Genomic DNA, 14,509 nt, shown 5'->3' with positions numbered 1-14,509 from the left:
ATTATTTTCTAATGTGTTCTGAAAAATCTTTATGTTCACTTTTCAACAATTCTTCTTTTGAAAACTCCTTAAAATATTCATAGGTGGTTTTAAGTCCTTCTTCTCTAGATATTTTGGGTTCCCAACCCAATATGTCTTTTGCTTTTGTAATATCTGGTTGCCGTTGCATTGGATCATCTTTTGGCAAGGATTTGAACACAATTTTCTGTTGGGTTCCGGTCAATTTTATAATTTCTTCGGCAAAGTCTAAAATACTTATTTCATGCGGGTTACCAATATTAACGGGCAACGAATAATCACTCATTAATAATTTAAAAAGCCCTTCTACCTGATCATCAACATAACAAAAAGAACGAGTTTGCGAACCATCACCAAATACAGTTAAATCTTCACCGCGCAGCGCTTGCCCTAAAAATGCTGGAATAACACGACCATCGTTTAATCTCATTCTGGGACCGTAGGTATTAAAAATGCGGGCAATTCTAGTTTCTAGACCATGAAACCGATGATACGCCATGGTAATGGATTCCTGAAAGCGTTTTGCTTCATCATAAACACCCCTAGGGCCAATGGTATTTACATTACCGTAGTATTCCTCATTTTGAGGGTGTACTAACGGATCGCCATATACTTCGGAAGTGGAGGCTATTAAAATGCGGGCATTTTTTTCTTTAGCTAAACCAAGTAGGTTATGTGTACCCAATGATCCCACTTTTAAAGTTTGAATTGGAATTTTTAAATAATCTATTGGACTAGCCGGAGACGCAAAATGTAAAATGTAATCTATTTTTCCCGGAACGTGTACAAACTTAGTAACATCATGGTGATAAAAATGAAAGTTTTTATTTTGAAAAAGATGTTCAATATTTTTTAAATCACCAGTAATGAGATTGTCCATGCCTATTACTTCAAATCCTTCTGCAATAAATCGATCGCATAGATGAGAGCCCAAAAAACCTGCGGCACCGGTAATTAATATCTTTTTTTTCATTTTTTAATTTCTTCCTATTGAAATATATTTAAACCCTTCTTTCTTTAGATCATCAACATTGTAAAGGTTTCTTCCATCAAAAATGGTTGGGTTCTTCAACTCATGCTTTATTCTACTGAAATCTGGCGTTCTGAAAATACTCCATTCGGTGCAAATTAATAATATTTCGGCTCCTTCTAAAGCTTCGTACATCGAATCTGCATAGTTTAGTTTATCTCCAAATTGTTTTTGAATGTTTGGCATTGCTTCAGGATCAAAAACAGTTAGCTTGGCGCCTTTTCCAAGCAGTCCATTCATCATATCGATGGCTGGTGCTTCGCGAACATCATCTGTTTCGGGTTTGAATGCTAAGCCCCAAATAGCGATTTGCTTTCCTTGTAAATCACCTTTGAAATAATCTTCAATTTTTGGAAGCAGAATTGTTTTTTGGTTTTTATTTACTTCAATAACCGAATTCAAAATCTTAAAGTCATAGTTTTCATTCTTTCCAGCTTTCTGAAGTGCTTTCACATCTTTTGGGAAACAAGACCCACCATAGCCAATACCCGGGAATAAAAAACGTTTGCCAATACGGGAGTCGGTACCCATCCCTGCGCGTACTTTATCAACATCAGCTCCCACTTTTTCGCAATAGTTAGCTATTTCGTTCATAAATGTAATTTTGGTTGCCAAAAATGAATTAGCTGCATATTTGGTTAGTTCGGCAGACTTTTCGTCCATTACAATAATGGGGTTTCCAGAACGCACAAATGGAGCATATAGTTTTTGCATTAACTGAGTTGCTTTTTCACTACTGGATCCAATTACGATCCGTTCAGGCTTTAAAAAGTCATCTACCGCAAAACCTTCTCTTAAAAATTCAGGGTTTGAAACTACATCAAAATCGCAGCTAGCATTTTCGGCAATTACCGCTTTTACTTTTTCAGCTGTTCCAACAGGCACCGTGCTTTTATCGACAATTACTTTATAGGTTTTTATTTTCTGCCCTATTTCTTCAGCAACATTCAAAACATAGGAAAGATCGGCAGATCCGTCTTCATCTTCGGGGGTGGGTAATGCTAAAAATACGATCTGGCCGTGTTCTAACCCTTCGTCTAGGGAAGTTGTAAATTGAAGACGATTTGCTTCTATATTACGTTCAAAAAGCACATCAAGATGTGGTTCGTAAATAGGGACTGTACCATTACGCATAGTATCGACCTTTTCTTTGTCAATGTCTACACAAACTACTTCATTTCCAGTTTCGGCGAGGCAAGTTCCTGTAACGAGACCTACATACCCAGTTCCTACAACTGTTATTTTCATAATTTAATGTCTTAATTTTAAGAGTGCAAAAATACGATTTACTAGCATTTTAACCCTCATTTATGGTTTTGTTTTGCGCAACCATTTTATTGGACAACAACACAATAAGTATAAACCCAATATAATACGCTCCAATTTGTCTATGAAACACGTTTTCAAACATACAATAGGCTACCAACGAAAGTAATGAAGCAATGGGGAAATAATTATTTCTATTTTTTATAAAAAGAGCAATTATGAGAGCACTGAACAATAAAACCCCAATTAATCCAGCACTAATATAAAAATCTAAAAATTGGTTGTGTGTATTATATCTTTTGGTTGTAAAATTTTGTCTTTTTTCCGAGTTTACTATATTTTCATAACAAAGAATTAACTGATCTTTGGCATTATAAAAGCCAATTCCTGTCAAGTTAACCCCTTCTTTTTTGGCTATTTTCCACCCACATTCCCAAGTTTCTGAGCGGAGCTCCCAAGTCATTGTATTAGTTACTAAACTGGTCAACATGGATGGTTCTTTATCATCTTTATGGGTGAACCCAACATAAAAAAGAGTTCCTAAAATTGCTACAAAAAGCACTAGAATTGGAATACGAACCTGCTTTTTTGTACCGTACAGTTGGCGTAGTAAAAGCAAGAAAACCAACAATAATAAGGCGACTTTTGTACCTATTAAGAACACGAACAGCATGTTGATAATGATATTAGCCAAATAGTACCTGTTTTTAGGGTGGAATTTAGGTCGCATTAAGCTATACGACACCAAGATACTCAAAACGGCTAAAAGGCCTAAGTATAGCCTATCTACCAATAATGCTTCGATAATCATCGGCGAGTTACCAAAATGAAAATCATTTAATGTATTTGTTAATATTATAATATTGATTACCGAAAAAATAATAGCGGCCATCGAGGAAAAGATGATTGCTTTTTTTATTTTATCAAAATCATTTACAGGGATGTAAAGTAAAACTAACCCGACCGCAATTAGTACTTTTTTTATGATGCTAAAATCTTCTCCCAACGTTCCTGATAAAAAAGCATTTACCATTAAATAACCAAAAAAGAGAAGTAAAACAAGAATAAGGGAACGGTCAATTTTTTTGAAATCTTCTTTTTTAACTATAATAGGAAATACAATAACCAAAATACCTAACAAGATATTGGGCAATGCCCGTACATAATCTTCAAAAGGAATAGTTACAAATAGCAATAAATATATGTACGGATAAATTGCAGAAAGTAGAATTTTCATATACCTATAAACTATTCAAATTAAAAGACGAAAGATAAAAAACAAAAATACAATAACCCTGTTCTCGATACTAATTTGTGTCCTCAATGGGGTCACAAATTCACTCGCACTTACAAAATAACTAATTCTTACCTCAGTTTAATAAAACACCTACAATTTTTTTGTAAGAAAAATAAATGGATTCTTACAAATCAATGAACTATCTATGGCTTATCTATGGAGTATCCTTGGCGTGACTATGGAGTCTTTCGGCTCTGTCAGACCGGGTCTATTTATTACTGAAAAACTTTTCTCTAAACACCAGCATTATAAACTTAGTATTTCCTACTAAATACCTTTTCCACATTCGTTTGGGTTCTTGTAAAAATCGGTAAAACCACTCTAAACCAGATTTTTGCATCCATTGAGGAGCCCGTTTTGTTTTTCCGGAAATGACATCGAAACTGCCACCTACACCCATTTTAAAATTTACACCTTTTAAAATTTCTTTATTTTGATATAAAAATCGCTCTTGAATGGGAGAGGTTATGCCAACAAAAAGGATATTGGCACCGCTTTTAGATATTTGTTCTGCGATTTCTGGTTCATCTTCTAGTTTAAAATACCCATTTCTGTAACCAGCAATTAATGTTGAATTAAATTCATTTGAAAACTTTTCTTTAACCTTTTTTACAACTTCTTCTTTTGCTCCAAATAAAAAGATTTTAAATCCATTTTTATGAGCCATTTCAGCCAAGTTATGAACTAAATCTATCCCAGCAACACGTTCTTTTAAAGGTTTATTTAAAAAATTGGAGGCCCAAATAATAGCCTGCCCATCTGCTTGTATCACATCGCTATCGGCGACGTATTTTTGCATGTTGGGGTCGCCTTTAATTTGGATTATCTTCCCAGCGTTAATATCGGTAAGATTTATACTTTTATGGGTTTCTATGGTTTCTTTTACAAGCGATATTGTTTCTGCCATGGACAGATCTACAATCTCGGTATTAAGTATATTTATTTTTGGTATTTGATTACTCATTGTATTTCTATCCCTGATTATTTTCTAATAAACTACTATATGCATTCTCGTATTGGTGGGCATTATGTATCCAACTCTTGTTTTCAACAACATACGTTAAAGCTGTATTAATTATATTTTTTTTCTCATTCTCTTTTAAATGAGCAACTTTTATAATTGTTTCTTTTAGACTATTTTTATCTTCCGCTTTAAAGATAAAACCATTTTTATTGTTAGTCAATAACTCTAAAATCCCACCAACATCGCTCCCAATCACAATTTTATGGTACGCCATCGCTTCTAATGGCTTTAAAGGAGTTACTGCGTTGGTTACATCATTACTCAACCTAGGATTTATAATAACGTCTATTTTTGAAAAAGCTTTATTTACTTCACTTGGATGAATACTTCCTTTAAATTGTATATTTTTTAAATCTGGCCGTTTTTTAATAGTTTCAACTATGTTTTTCTCGCTAATCCCTGTTCCGTAAATAATAAGTTTGTTATAAAAACCTTCATCTGCCAACTCTTGAAAGCTTTCAATTAAAAACTCTATTCCTTCATATGCTGTAAGGGTTCCAATATATCCAAATACGGGAGTTTCTCTTTCAACTGGAATGGGTATTCTCTTTTCCTTAATTAATTGTGTGTTTACAGCATTATTAACAATACTACTATTAGCAAATGAATGGCCTAGTGAAATAAAATATTCTTTTAATTTTTCATTTAAAAATACAGCGTGATCAGCTCTTTTAAGCGTAAAGATTTCTGCTTTTAGCAAAAAGGTTTCAATAGTGGTTTCCAACCGCGTTTTTTTGCCAAATTTTTTCTGAAACATCCATAGCGATCTAAATTCATATACAACCGGCAGTCCTGTAAGCTTTCCAATTATCAAGGTTGGAATACCACAAAAGAACATGGCGTGGGCATGAAGTATGTCAGGTTTTTCCTTTTTTACTGTTTTGTAAAGCGAAAAGCTAAAGGTTAGTATTGAAAATAACTTTGCAAGTTGATGAAACACACTTTTTTTTTCATCAGAAATAGAAGAAACCTTTTTTCTAGAAGTGCGGATATACCTAATACCATCTATAACATCTTCTTTTTCGCCTGAAATAGAGTGCTGAAAAGGAGATGTAATCGCTGAAACAACTATGCCTATAGACTTTTGAGAGAAAAGTATATCCCTACTTCTAATACTTGATCCAGAGACTTGTGGTAGTGATTGATATAAAATATGTAATACCCTCACCTTGTCAAGTTAAAGTTAAAAGAAAGTAATAGTACCATATTTAAAAAATATGTTCGTTTAGTTTAATACTTTTGGCAAAGTTAATTATTTATGAAGGCTATGGAAAGATTTCTACATTTAAAAAAAGATACAATATCCCTTTTACTTTTATTGGTGTTTGTGTTAACGATACCTTTAAAAAACAACCTTAATAGCATCAGTATTATTTTGTTGGGGGTTTACAGCCTAATTGTGTTTTTACAAACTAAACAGTTTAAAAAATCTCTTTTTATTAAATTACTACCACTCATTTTGTTTTTTATACTGTCGTTATTAAGTATTTTTTATTCTGAAGATAAAGGATATGCAATAGATTTGGTAGTGAGGTTATTGCCCTTTTTAATCTTTCCTTTTGTTTTTTCTATCCTTTCTGTTTCAAAAAAACAACTTGTAGTTGTTTTAAAAAGTTTTATCCTGTGGATGACCCTCGTTTGTTTATACTCTCACAGTATGGTGCTGTATAAGCTATTTGAAAATAATGACATCTTATTTAATCTATTCAACAATCATTATTCGTATATGAGCTTGGCAAATGACACTATTGGCCTACATACCACGTATTATGCCTATTATGTATTGATTGCCATTGTTTTTTTGGTGTATTTTTTATTTCAGGAAAAAAGAACTTTATATAGGTCGCTTTATTTTTTACTGTTACTCTATTTATCTTTTTTTATATTTCATTTATCCACACGAACCCCAATTGCAGTTTTATTTCTATTCTTTAACTTTTCCATCCTGTATTACTTTTTTAAACAGAAAAAAACAGGGAAAGGGATTGCACTATTACTACTGCTATACATTGTGACCAGTATTACAGTCTATAATGTTAGAACGACACGCTATCGGTTTCAACAATTGTTTGGATTTACTTATTATAATGGATTACATCAAGATGATGGAGAAAATAAATTAATACAGTGGGAAGCCGCCATACATGCTAATAAAAATATAGTTTTTGGAAATGGCATTGGAGATGCTGATGCGTCTATTTTTAAATCTTACATTGATTTTAGCAAAAAAACATTTGCAGAACGGGAATATAACGCTCACAACCAATTTATACAAACGTATGTAAGTTTGGGCTTGGTTGGGGTAGTTTTACTATTGCTTATCTTTTTGTTTTATTGTAGAGCGTTTTATAAACAGTCATTTTTTATTGGCTATACCATAATGGTACTAACTTTTTTCCTATTTCAAACGGAGTCTTATCTAGTACGACATAACGGAATTGTCATGTTTGTTTTTTTAATTTGTATTTTTATAAACTACTCATCTTTAAACAATAAAGAGCTAAATACCTAGTAACGTATTATTGCAGACTAAAATTAACATTGGTTACACGTTCTAATCTCTACGTTTTTAACAGTTACCGGTCCTATATCACGATACTATTTATTGTATGCTTTATGATCTAAAATGTATTGAGTAGATGAGTTTTTATAAACAGAAAGCACACTTTTGATTGCTGCTTTTGAATAATAGGCTTCATTCCATAAAACCATGATAGTATCATTAAATTCCAATTTAAAGCTGCCTTGATGGTCAAAACTAATGCAGTAGTGCCTAATTCAAACGCAGTAGTATCTGGTGCGACTTGACGGAATTGGTATTTTTTTGTATATTCATAATGGAGTATGCTCCATATATGAAAATATCAACATACTTTTTAAACTTAAATTTTTATGAAAAAAATACTAGTTACCCTATTGCTCATTTCTATACAAGCGTTCTCTCAACCTGGTGATTTAGACACTAGTTTTGCCGATAATGGCATATTTGAGTTAAATACTTTTAAAGAAGCCATTCATATCACTACAGATCCGCAAGAGAATATTATCTGTACTGCTGTTACAGAATCTGATGAGTACGCTGTGCTCAAACTTACGCCAAATGGCGAAGTTGACACAAATTTTGGTAATAATGGATCAGTATTTTTTGACCATATAATTAAGAAGACCCTTACGTTAAGTACTGGTAAAATATTGGTGCTTGGCAGGAATTCCCTAAATGGAGATTATTTTGCAACTGTAACCATGCTCAATAGTGATGGTTCTATTAATAATACATTTGGAATTAACGGCACTTTTTCTGAAATTATTGTGGATAGTTCAGATTACTCAAAAGTATTAGAATTGTTTGAATATGAAAATGGGTATTTAATTGCTTGTAGAGAGCTTTTTAATGGCTCAATATTTATTAAGTTATTACCTAATGGCACCTTAGACACTGCTTATGGTAATAACGGAAAATTTATAATACCCTCTAATTATAGCCCAGATAATGTATCAGATTTTACAATAGATGCTAATAATAATGTATACTCATGTGGTTATAGACCGGGTTATGAACATCATGGGTTTCTAATTACAAAAATAAATGCCCAAGGAGAGTTGGATAGTAATTTTGGAGATAATGGAAACGTTTTTATAAATGTATCTGGGGATAATAATTGGGCCAATTCAATTAAAATATTCGAAAATAGCTTGTATATCATTGGTCAAGGAAGTAGTTCTGAGGGTTCTTCGTGGCTCTCTATTAGCAAATTAAATGCAGAAAACGGGGACTTGGAAACTTCTTTTGGAAGTTATGGTGATGGTATAATATATTTAGACGGTAGTGGTAGTTTAGGTGGAGGGAATGATTTCTTAATTCAAGAAAATGGAAAACTAATCCTATCGGGAACTACCGATTTAAATTTTGGTCAAATTAAACGTACAAAAATTTTTAGAGTTAATGAAGACGGAACTTTAAATTATAGAAATGTTTTTGATTTCTATTATACATATTTCTCATTGGCCTTTCATCAAGGAACTGACGCTTTTCTAGCTGCTGGGCGAACTTATTATTATCCAAGTAATCTCTTAATATCAAAGTTTAATGTAGGAAGTTTAGGGGTTGAAGACATTACAGGTGGTAATACAATTAAAATATACCCTAATCCTACAAAAAAGTACTTCGAGATTGAATCTAAACATAAGATTACCAAAGTGGAACTATACAATGTTTTAGGAGAAAAGATACACACCTTTAAAAACACCCAACACTTTGATGTTTCACGATTTGCCTCAGGACTATATGTGGTAAAATTAGAATCTGAAAATAGTGTTGTTTCTAAAAAATTAGTTATTAAATAATCTTAGACAAATACGCTATTCGTCATTAAAACATAACAATGAAAAATTTTTATTTTTTTACAATTCTATTATTCTCAGTAAATGTTGTTCAAGCACAAATTGTAAATATTCCTGACGCAAACTTTAAAAATGCATTAGTAAATACAAATTGTGTAGATACAAATGGAAATGGAGCTGGAGATATAGATGCAGATACGAATAATGATGGCGAAATACAAGAAAGTGAAGCCGAAGCTGTAATAAGGCTAAATGTTGATTGGCAGAATATTTCTTCTTTGGAGGGAATACAAAGCTTTACGAATATTATGGATTTACGCTGTCGTGATAACCTGTTAACCAGCTTAAATCAAAATCTAAACCCAAATATTGAAATACTGTATATAGGCAGTAACCAATTAACTAGTTTGGATATAAGTCAATACTCAAATCTGAAACGACTTTCGTGCTATAGAAACCCATTAACAAATTTAGACATAAGTCAGAACCCGAATCTCGAAAATTTATCTTGTAATAATACTCAATTAAGTTATTTAGATATAAGCCAAAACCCGAACCTTAAAGATTTAAGATGTGCATATAATCAATTAAGCAATTTAAATATAAGTCAAAACCCGAATCTTGAAGTTTTAAATTGCATTGGCAACCAACTAACGAATTTAGATTTATCGCAAAACCCAAATCTTATAGATTTATATTGTGCTGACAACCTTTTATCTAGTTTAAACTTATCACAAAACCCCGATCTTGAGTATTTAAATTGCGGTGATAACCAATTAAGTAGTCTAGACGTAACACAAAACCCAAATCTTGAAGATTTATCTTGCTGGACAAACCAATTAACGAATTTAGATCTATCACAAAACCCGAACCTTGAAGATTTAGATTGCAGCAATAATCAATTAACGAATTTATATCTATCGCAAAACCCAAATCTTGAAAGTTTATATTGTAATAATAATGAATTGACAAATTTAGATTTATCACAAAATCCAAATCTTGAGAGATTAAATTGTTATTCTAACCAATTAACCAGTTTAAATCTAACACAAAGCCATAGTCTTAGAAATATTTATTGTAATTCTAACCAATTAACTAGTCTAGACCTATCACAAAACTATAATGTTCAATATATAAATTGTTCTAATAACTTATTAACCAGTTTAAATATTAGAAATGGGAATAATCAAGATTTATATCTTATGAATTCTAGATATAATACTAATTTATCATGTATCACTGTAGATAACCTTACCTACGCTTATAATCAAAATTGTTCACAAACTTCTGAACTTGGTTGGTGTAAAGATGAATGGACTGGATACAATGAAAACAGCAATGATGAATGTATTTTAGGTATAACTGAATTAAAGAATATCGAAGTAAACATTTATCCCAACCCTGTTAAAAATATTTTATATGTAAATTATGAATCTCCAATAGACCAAATAAAAATCTACACTTTACATGGACAGTCATTATATGAAACAAGAAAAACCCAAATAGATGTTTCTTTACTTTCACCTGGTCTTTATCTTGCTTCAATATTAATTGATGGAAAAAAAATTGTAAAAAAGTTTATCAAAAACTAGTAATACACTGGCTCGGTTTGGAATGTGTCTCAATTCATTTTTTGCAGAAAAAAGTATCGCTTAAAATATATCAGTAGAAGAAATTTTTTCTAAGTTTAAGTAATTCCCAATAAAAGAGAATTCCTTAATCTGTAAGTCAATAAATTACTTTTGTTTTGACAACAAAGGATTAAAAGGAATTACAAACATTAATAAAATCCATAGAAAGTTATATTGATATATAAATGCATTTGTAATTGAAATAAATAAAATAAAAATAAAATAAAATAAAGCTGTTTTAGATTTTAGATAATTGTTTAAAAACATAAAAAGAATAAAGAAAAACAATATTGAAAAAACACCAAATTTAGCGTAGAGTGTCAAGTAGAGGTTATCAATATAAATATTGAAGTTTTTAATATTTTCTCGCCACTCAAACCAAGGTATAAAAAAGACAAAACCTAATCCTTTTCCCACAATAAACTCAGAAAAATTGAAGGATTTCGCCGCATCTATAAAAGGTGAAAATCTATTTAACAAAGCATATTCAATATACTCAGGCTCCAATAATTTTTTAAATCTAAACAAAGGCGACTCTTCAGCAGCCCTTAAAACCATATAAATCAATCCAGAAAGAAACACTGTAACTATTGAAAAAAACAAAATAATTCTTTTTATAGAAGCCCTTAGTAGAAAGTATATTACCACAACCAATAATGCTGCGAATATTAATGTTCTGTTTCCTGTGTATAATAGTGGTATAATTGAAAAGACCACTTCTTTTATTTTTGGTTTTATTCTATTTAAAATTAGGAATAGTAGGTAAAATAAGCCAAAGTAAGCCCCTAAGGTTTCTAGTCTAGTTTCTTCAAATTTATAATAAGGATCATCGGTTAAAGAAAGATGTATTTGATACCTTACCATTAAGTAAAAGAAAACAGAGCAAACAATAAAATTTAAAATCAAGACCCAATTACAAAATTTTCTTGTCAGTATTTTTGAAAGTCGTTCTTTGTAATGTTCAATGAAAAAATAGGCTAAGATTATAAGTATAAATGGCTTAATATCTTTTAAAACATTGATTGCTTCTACAGAGTTTTTATCTACAAATAATAAAAAATGGATACAGTAAAAAAATAACATGGAAAAGACAATAGTAGTTCCTTGTAATACTTTCTTGTTAATATTATTTTTGGCTGCTTTTAAAAGAAAAATAATGCAAACTCCAATAAAAAAATAGTAATAGATAGATACTTGAAATATAATATGAAAATTTGTTGTAAACTTTGTTATAGGCAATAATACAGTAAGAAGAATAAAGGATTTTAAACCAAAATCCTTAAATGTAAAGTTGCATACCGAAATTATACCTAATACAAAGTAAAGTGCCGATAAAACAATGTAAATTTTAGTTTCCATGCGTTGGTTTTAACCTAAGACTCCCCAAAACTATCAATAAATATAATGCTATGGGTGCATTGTTAAAAAAAGTTCCTGAAAGCATGGCAATAATCAGTAAAAATACTATTTGTAGCCTTCCAAAGGGTATCAAGTATTTAAAATTTATAATATGTTTAAAATAAAAGAACAGATAAATTATAGTTCCTATAATTCCAAAAAAAAGAAATACATCAAACAATTCAAATTCTACACGATAGGGTACAAAATCGGTTCCACCAAATAGGTAATTGGCCCAACTCCATTTCTCTTCAATAAGCGGCACAAAGTTGTCTCGCAATTTCTCGTTTCTGTACGACGTTAAAGCAGTAATCAAGCCGTCTTCTTTATATACTGAAAAAATAGTTTGAAAAACACTTGAAAGAGCGTTGAAGATATACTTTCTGATAAGAAAAATAACTAGCAAGATACCAGAGCATGCTATATAAAACCACTTATTTTTATACATTTTTTTAACGATAAAAACATGTGCCGCTGTAAGCACAAAAAACAACATCAACGCCTTTGTGCCCGTTAAAAAACATATTATACTCACTAGTATTAGTTCTGCCAATTTCGTTTTGTCTTTCAAAAACTGATTGGTAAAATAGGTGAGCGCTAAGGCATAGAAAAAAGTTGAAATACTGGGTACCATAAACAGCCCGTTATACCCAAACCGAAACGAATAGGTTTGAAAAAGCGAAATGTTGAATACAATGCCCATAATAATAAGTAGGCTATTTAAGAGTACTATTTTTTCATAGACTTTAAAAAAAAGACTGTCCGGGGGGGCTTTAAAGCCTTTAATAAAAAACAAGCTGATTATAAAAACAAAGACATATCTACTAAAAAATATCAGGTTGCCAAAAAAATGTATTCCAAATTGGTTGTTGTTAAACGTGTATTGACCTACTATAAAAAAGAGAGACATCCCTATTAAAAATAATAGTAACTGTTTCCTGTTCTTGGTAAGATTAAGAAAGGCAAACACAACGGCAAGCACAATAAAAGCACCTTTTACTAAAGCACTGTAATTATGAAACGGTAAACCAGCGTGATAAACAATCTTCGTTACGGCTTCCGATAAAAAGAAAAGTACTAATACAAGGGTGATTTGCAAGTGTTTTTCAGTAGCTACTTTTTTTAAAAGTGTTGTCATGGTTTATAATTTAAGGATTACCTAAGCTGAGTTACCTGCTAGCAGCGATTTTTATAAGGAGGTCATTATTTAAAACACATTCAGTTTTTTTTAAGTAATATTTAGAAACACATAGACGGCCAATTTGGGTTCAGGTTTCATATAACACTTATTTAAATTGCTTTTTTAAATTATAAATGAATATTCCGGTACGTGAAATCCAAAAGAGTAAAAAGGCCAACGCCACTAGCTCTATTGATGTAAACATTCTATAAAAAAGAGCTCCTATGATTGCTATAAAAATCAGGGATTGTAAATTGGCATTCTTTATGGTTTTAATATCTGCCCTTGCACCAAACAAGGCCGAAAACAAACTATAGTTTAATTTAACAATTCCAGTTGCTAGAAAAATTATAATTAAATATACGTTGTCATTAATATTAATGTAAGGTAATACGCCTATTTTATTTACCAATATCGCACCCAAAATGATTAAGACTCCTAAAATAAGTCCTAAAATATTAATTTGTGTCAATTTTTTATTTAATTGCTTTAGAGAGCCCTCTTTTTTAAAAGCCACTAATTCTTTAAATCCTACATAACCTTGTATCAATGAATAAGGAAATAAAAATAATGTTGCTAAAAAAAAATATTCCCCCAACAATTCGGCACCAAACTGACTTTTAACAATAAACCGATCGCTATAGCCAATAAAAGTGATTGTTAATAACGAAATGAAAAAATGAAAGCCAAATAAATATAACTTTAGAGGACTTTGTTTATTTAAAAAGTTAAAAGAAATCGTTTTAAATGTATAGAATATTTGAAATATAAATACCCCTATCAAACTGTATGTCAATATTTTTACAAATAGTTCTATATTGTTTATGTGTTTCCATAAAAAGATAATACATAGTATAAACAATAAAATTTTCCAACTATTTAAAAAAAGTTGAGAGGTTGTAAAGTTAGTATTCAACCTATACACGTTAAATAAAAACATGGAAAGTGTGATGCTAATTGTTGCAAAGAGAAAATAAGCGTATGGGAGGTTTATGTCCGAAAATGTAGTTTGAAAAAAATAAGAGCCTACAATACCAAATAACAGCCAAACAAAAAATAATAATCCACATAAGGTTTTATCGGTTTGAATAACCCCTTGTTTTTTAACTTCAGAAATACGTAAAAAAACCTGCTCAAAACCCAATAGCCCAAAGGAGCTAATAACTTGAAAAAAGGTGATTAAAATAGAGTACTCTCCATACGCTTTAGGACTCAAGATATTTTTAAGCAATATATTTGCTGCAAACACCGCAAAAGCTCCTATAACAATGACAAGGAAGGAACTGTGTTTTTTTGCAAGGTTTTTAAGTTGTATCATTTTTTT

At 31.0% G+C, this 14,509-nt stretch carries 11 protein-coding genes; 3 read left to right on the top strand and 8 right to left on the bottom strand.

Translation table 11 applies throughout. From position 1 onward, the window contains the following. Position 1: 1 nt before the first annotated feature. The 5 genes from AACZ92_RS02175 to AACZ92_RS02155 all read right to left on the bottom strand — a co-directional run bounded on the left by AACZ92_RS02175 (position 2) and on the right by AACZ92_RS02155 (position 5,803). Positions 2–991 carry a UDP-glucuronic acid decarboxylase family protein gene (locus AACZ92_RS02175; protein WP_339696563.1) on the bottom strand — a complete coding sequence of 330 codons (990 nt, stop codon included), beginning with the start codon at positions 989–991 and terminating at the stop codon, positions 2–4. 3 nt (positions 992–994) lie between these two features. Beyond that, the gene (locus AACZ92_RS02170; protein ID WP_339696560.1) at positions 995–2,296 is read right to left on the bottom strand and encodes a UDP-glucose/GDP-mannose dehydrogenase family protein; all 1,302 of its coding nucleotides are present in this window, start codon (positions 2,294–2,296) and stop codon (positions 995–997) included. 49 nt (positions 2,297–2,345) lie between these two features. Further along, positions 2,346–3,551 carry an O-antigen ligase family protein gene (locus AACZ92_RS02165; RefSeq protein ID WP_339696557.1) on the bottom strand — a complete coding sequence of 402 codons (1,206 nt, stop codon included), beginning with the start codon at positions 3,549–3,551 and terminating at the stop codon, positions 2,346–2,348. Between the two features lie 268 nt (positions 3,552–3,819). Continuing rightward, entirely contained in the window at positions 3,820–4,575 is a 756-nt protein-coding gene (locus AACZ92_RS02160) for a WecB/TagA/CpsF family glycosyltransferase (RefSeq protein ID WP_339696554.1), read from the bottom strand. Positions 4,576–4,582: 7 nt separating this feature from the next. Then, the gene (locus AACZ92_RS02155) at positions 4,583–5,803 is read right to left on the bottom strand and encodes a glycosyltransferase family 4 protein (RefSeq protein WP_339696550.1); all 1,221 of its coding nucleotides are present in this window, start codon (positions 5,801–5,803) and stop codon (positions 4,583–4,585) included. Between the two features lie 99 nt (positions 5,804–5,902). On the opposite strand from AACZ92_RS02155, the gene AACZ92_RS02150 reads away from it, so the two are divergent. The 3 genes from AACZ92_RS02150 to AACZ92_RS02140 all read left to right on the top strand — a co-directional run bounded on the left by AACZ92_RS02150 (position 5,903) and on the right by AACZ92_RS02140 (position 10,568). Continuing rightward, the gene (locus AACZ92_RS02150; RefSeq protein WP_339696547.1) at positions 5,903–7,147 is read left to right on the top strand and encodes an O-antigen ligase family protein; all 1,245 of its coding nucleotides are present in this window, start codon (positions 5,903–5,905) and stop codon (positions 7,145–7,147) included. 380 nt (positions 7,148–7,527) lie between these two features. After that, the gene (locus AACZ92_RS02145) at positions 7,528–8,979 is read left to right on the top strand and encodes a T9SS type A sorting domain-containing protein (protein ID WP_339696544.1); all 1,452 of its coding nucleotides are present in this window, start codon (positions 7,528–7,530) and stop codon (positions 8,977–8,979) included. 38 nt (positions 8,980–9,017) lie between these two features. Next, positions 9,018–10,568 (top strand): T9SS type A sorting domain-containing protein, encoded by a 1,551-nt coding sequence (locus tag AACZ92_RS02140; protein WP_339696541.1) that lies wholly within the window; start codon positions 9,018–9,020, stop codon positions 10,566–10,568. 144 nt (positions 10,569–10,712) lie between these two features. Here AACZ92_RS02140 and AACZ92_RS02135 read toward each other — a convergent pair whose 3' ends face one another. The 3 genes from AACZ92_RS02135 to AACZ92_RS02125 all read right to left on the bottom strand — a co-directional run bounded on the left by AACZ92_RS02135 (position 10,713) and on the right by AACZ92_RS02125 (position 14,503). Beyond that, positions 10,713–11,966 (bottom strand): DUF6369 family protein, encoded by a 1,254-nt coding sequence (locus AACZ92_RS02135; RefSeq protein ID WP_339696538.1) that lies wholly within the window; start codon positions 11,964–11,966, stop codon positions 10,713–10,715. Next, complete coding sequence (locus AACZ92_RS02130) at positions 11,956–13,143, bottom strand: hypothetical protein (protein WP_339696535.1); 1,188 nt, start codon at positions 13,141–13,143, stop codon at positions 11,956–11,958. The genes AACZ92_RS02135 and AACZ92_RS02130 overlap by 11 nt, the downstream gene beginning before the upstream one ends. A gap of 148 nt (positions 13,144–13,291) precedes the next feature. Beyond that, the gene (locus AACZ92_RS02125; RefSeq protein ID WP_339696532.1) at positions 13,292–14,503 is read right to left on the bottom strand and encodes an oligosaccharide flippase family protein; all 1,212 of its coding nucleotides are present in this window, start codon (positions 14,501–14,503) and stop codon (positions 13,292–13,294) included. Positions 14,504–14,509 lie beyond the last annotated feature (6 nt).

It is taken from the genome of uncultured Marixanthomonas sp., from assembly GCF_963974425.1.
GTDB lineage: Bacteria > Bacteroidota > Bacteroidia > Flavobacteriales > Flavobacteriaceae > Marixanthomonas.
Note: the sequence above shows the minus strand (reverse complement) of the source record. Positions and strands in the feature narration are given on the sequence as shown.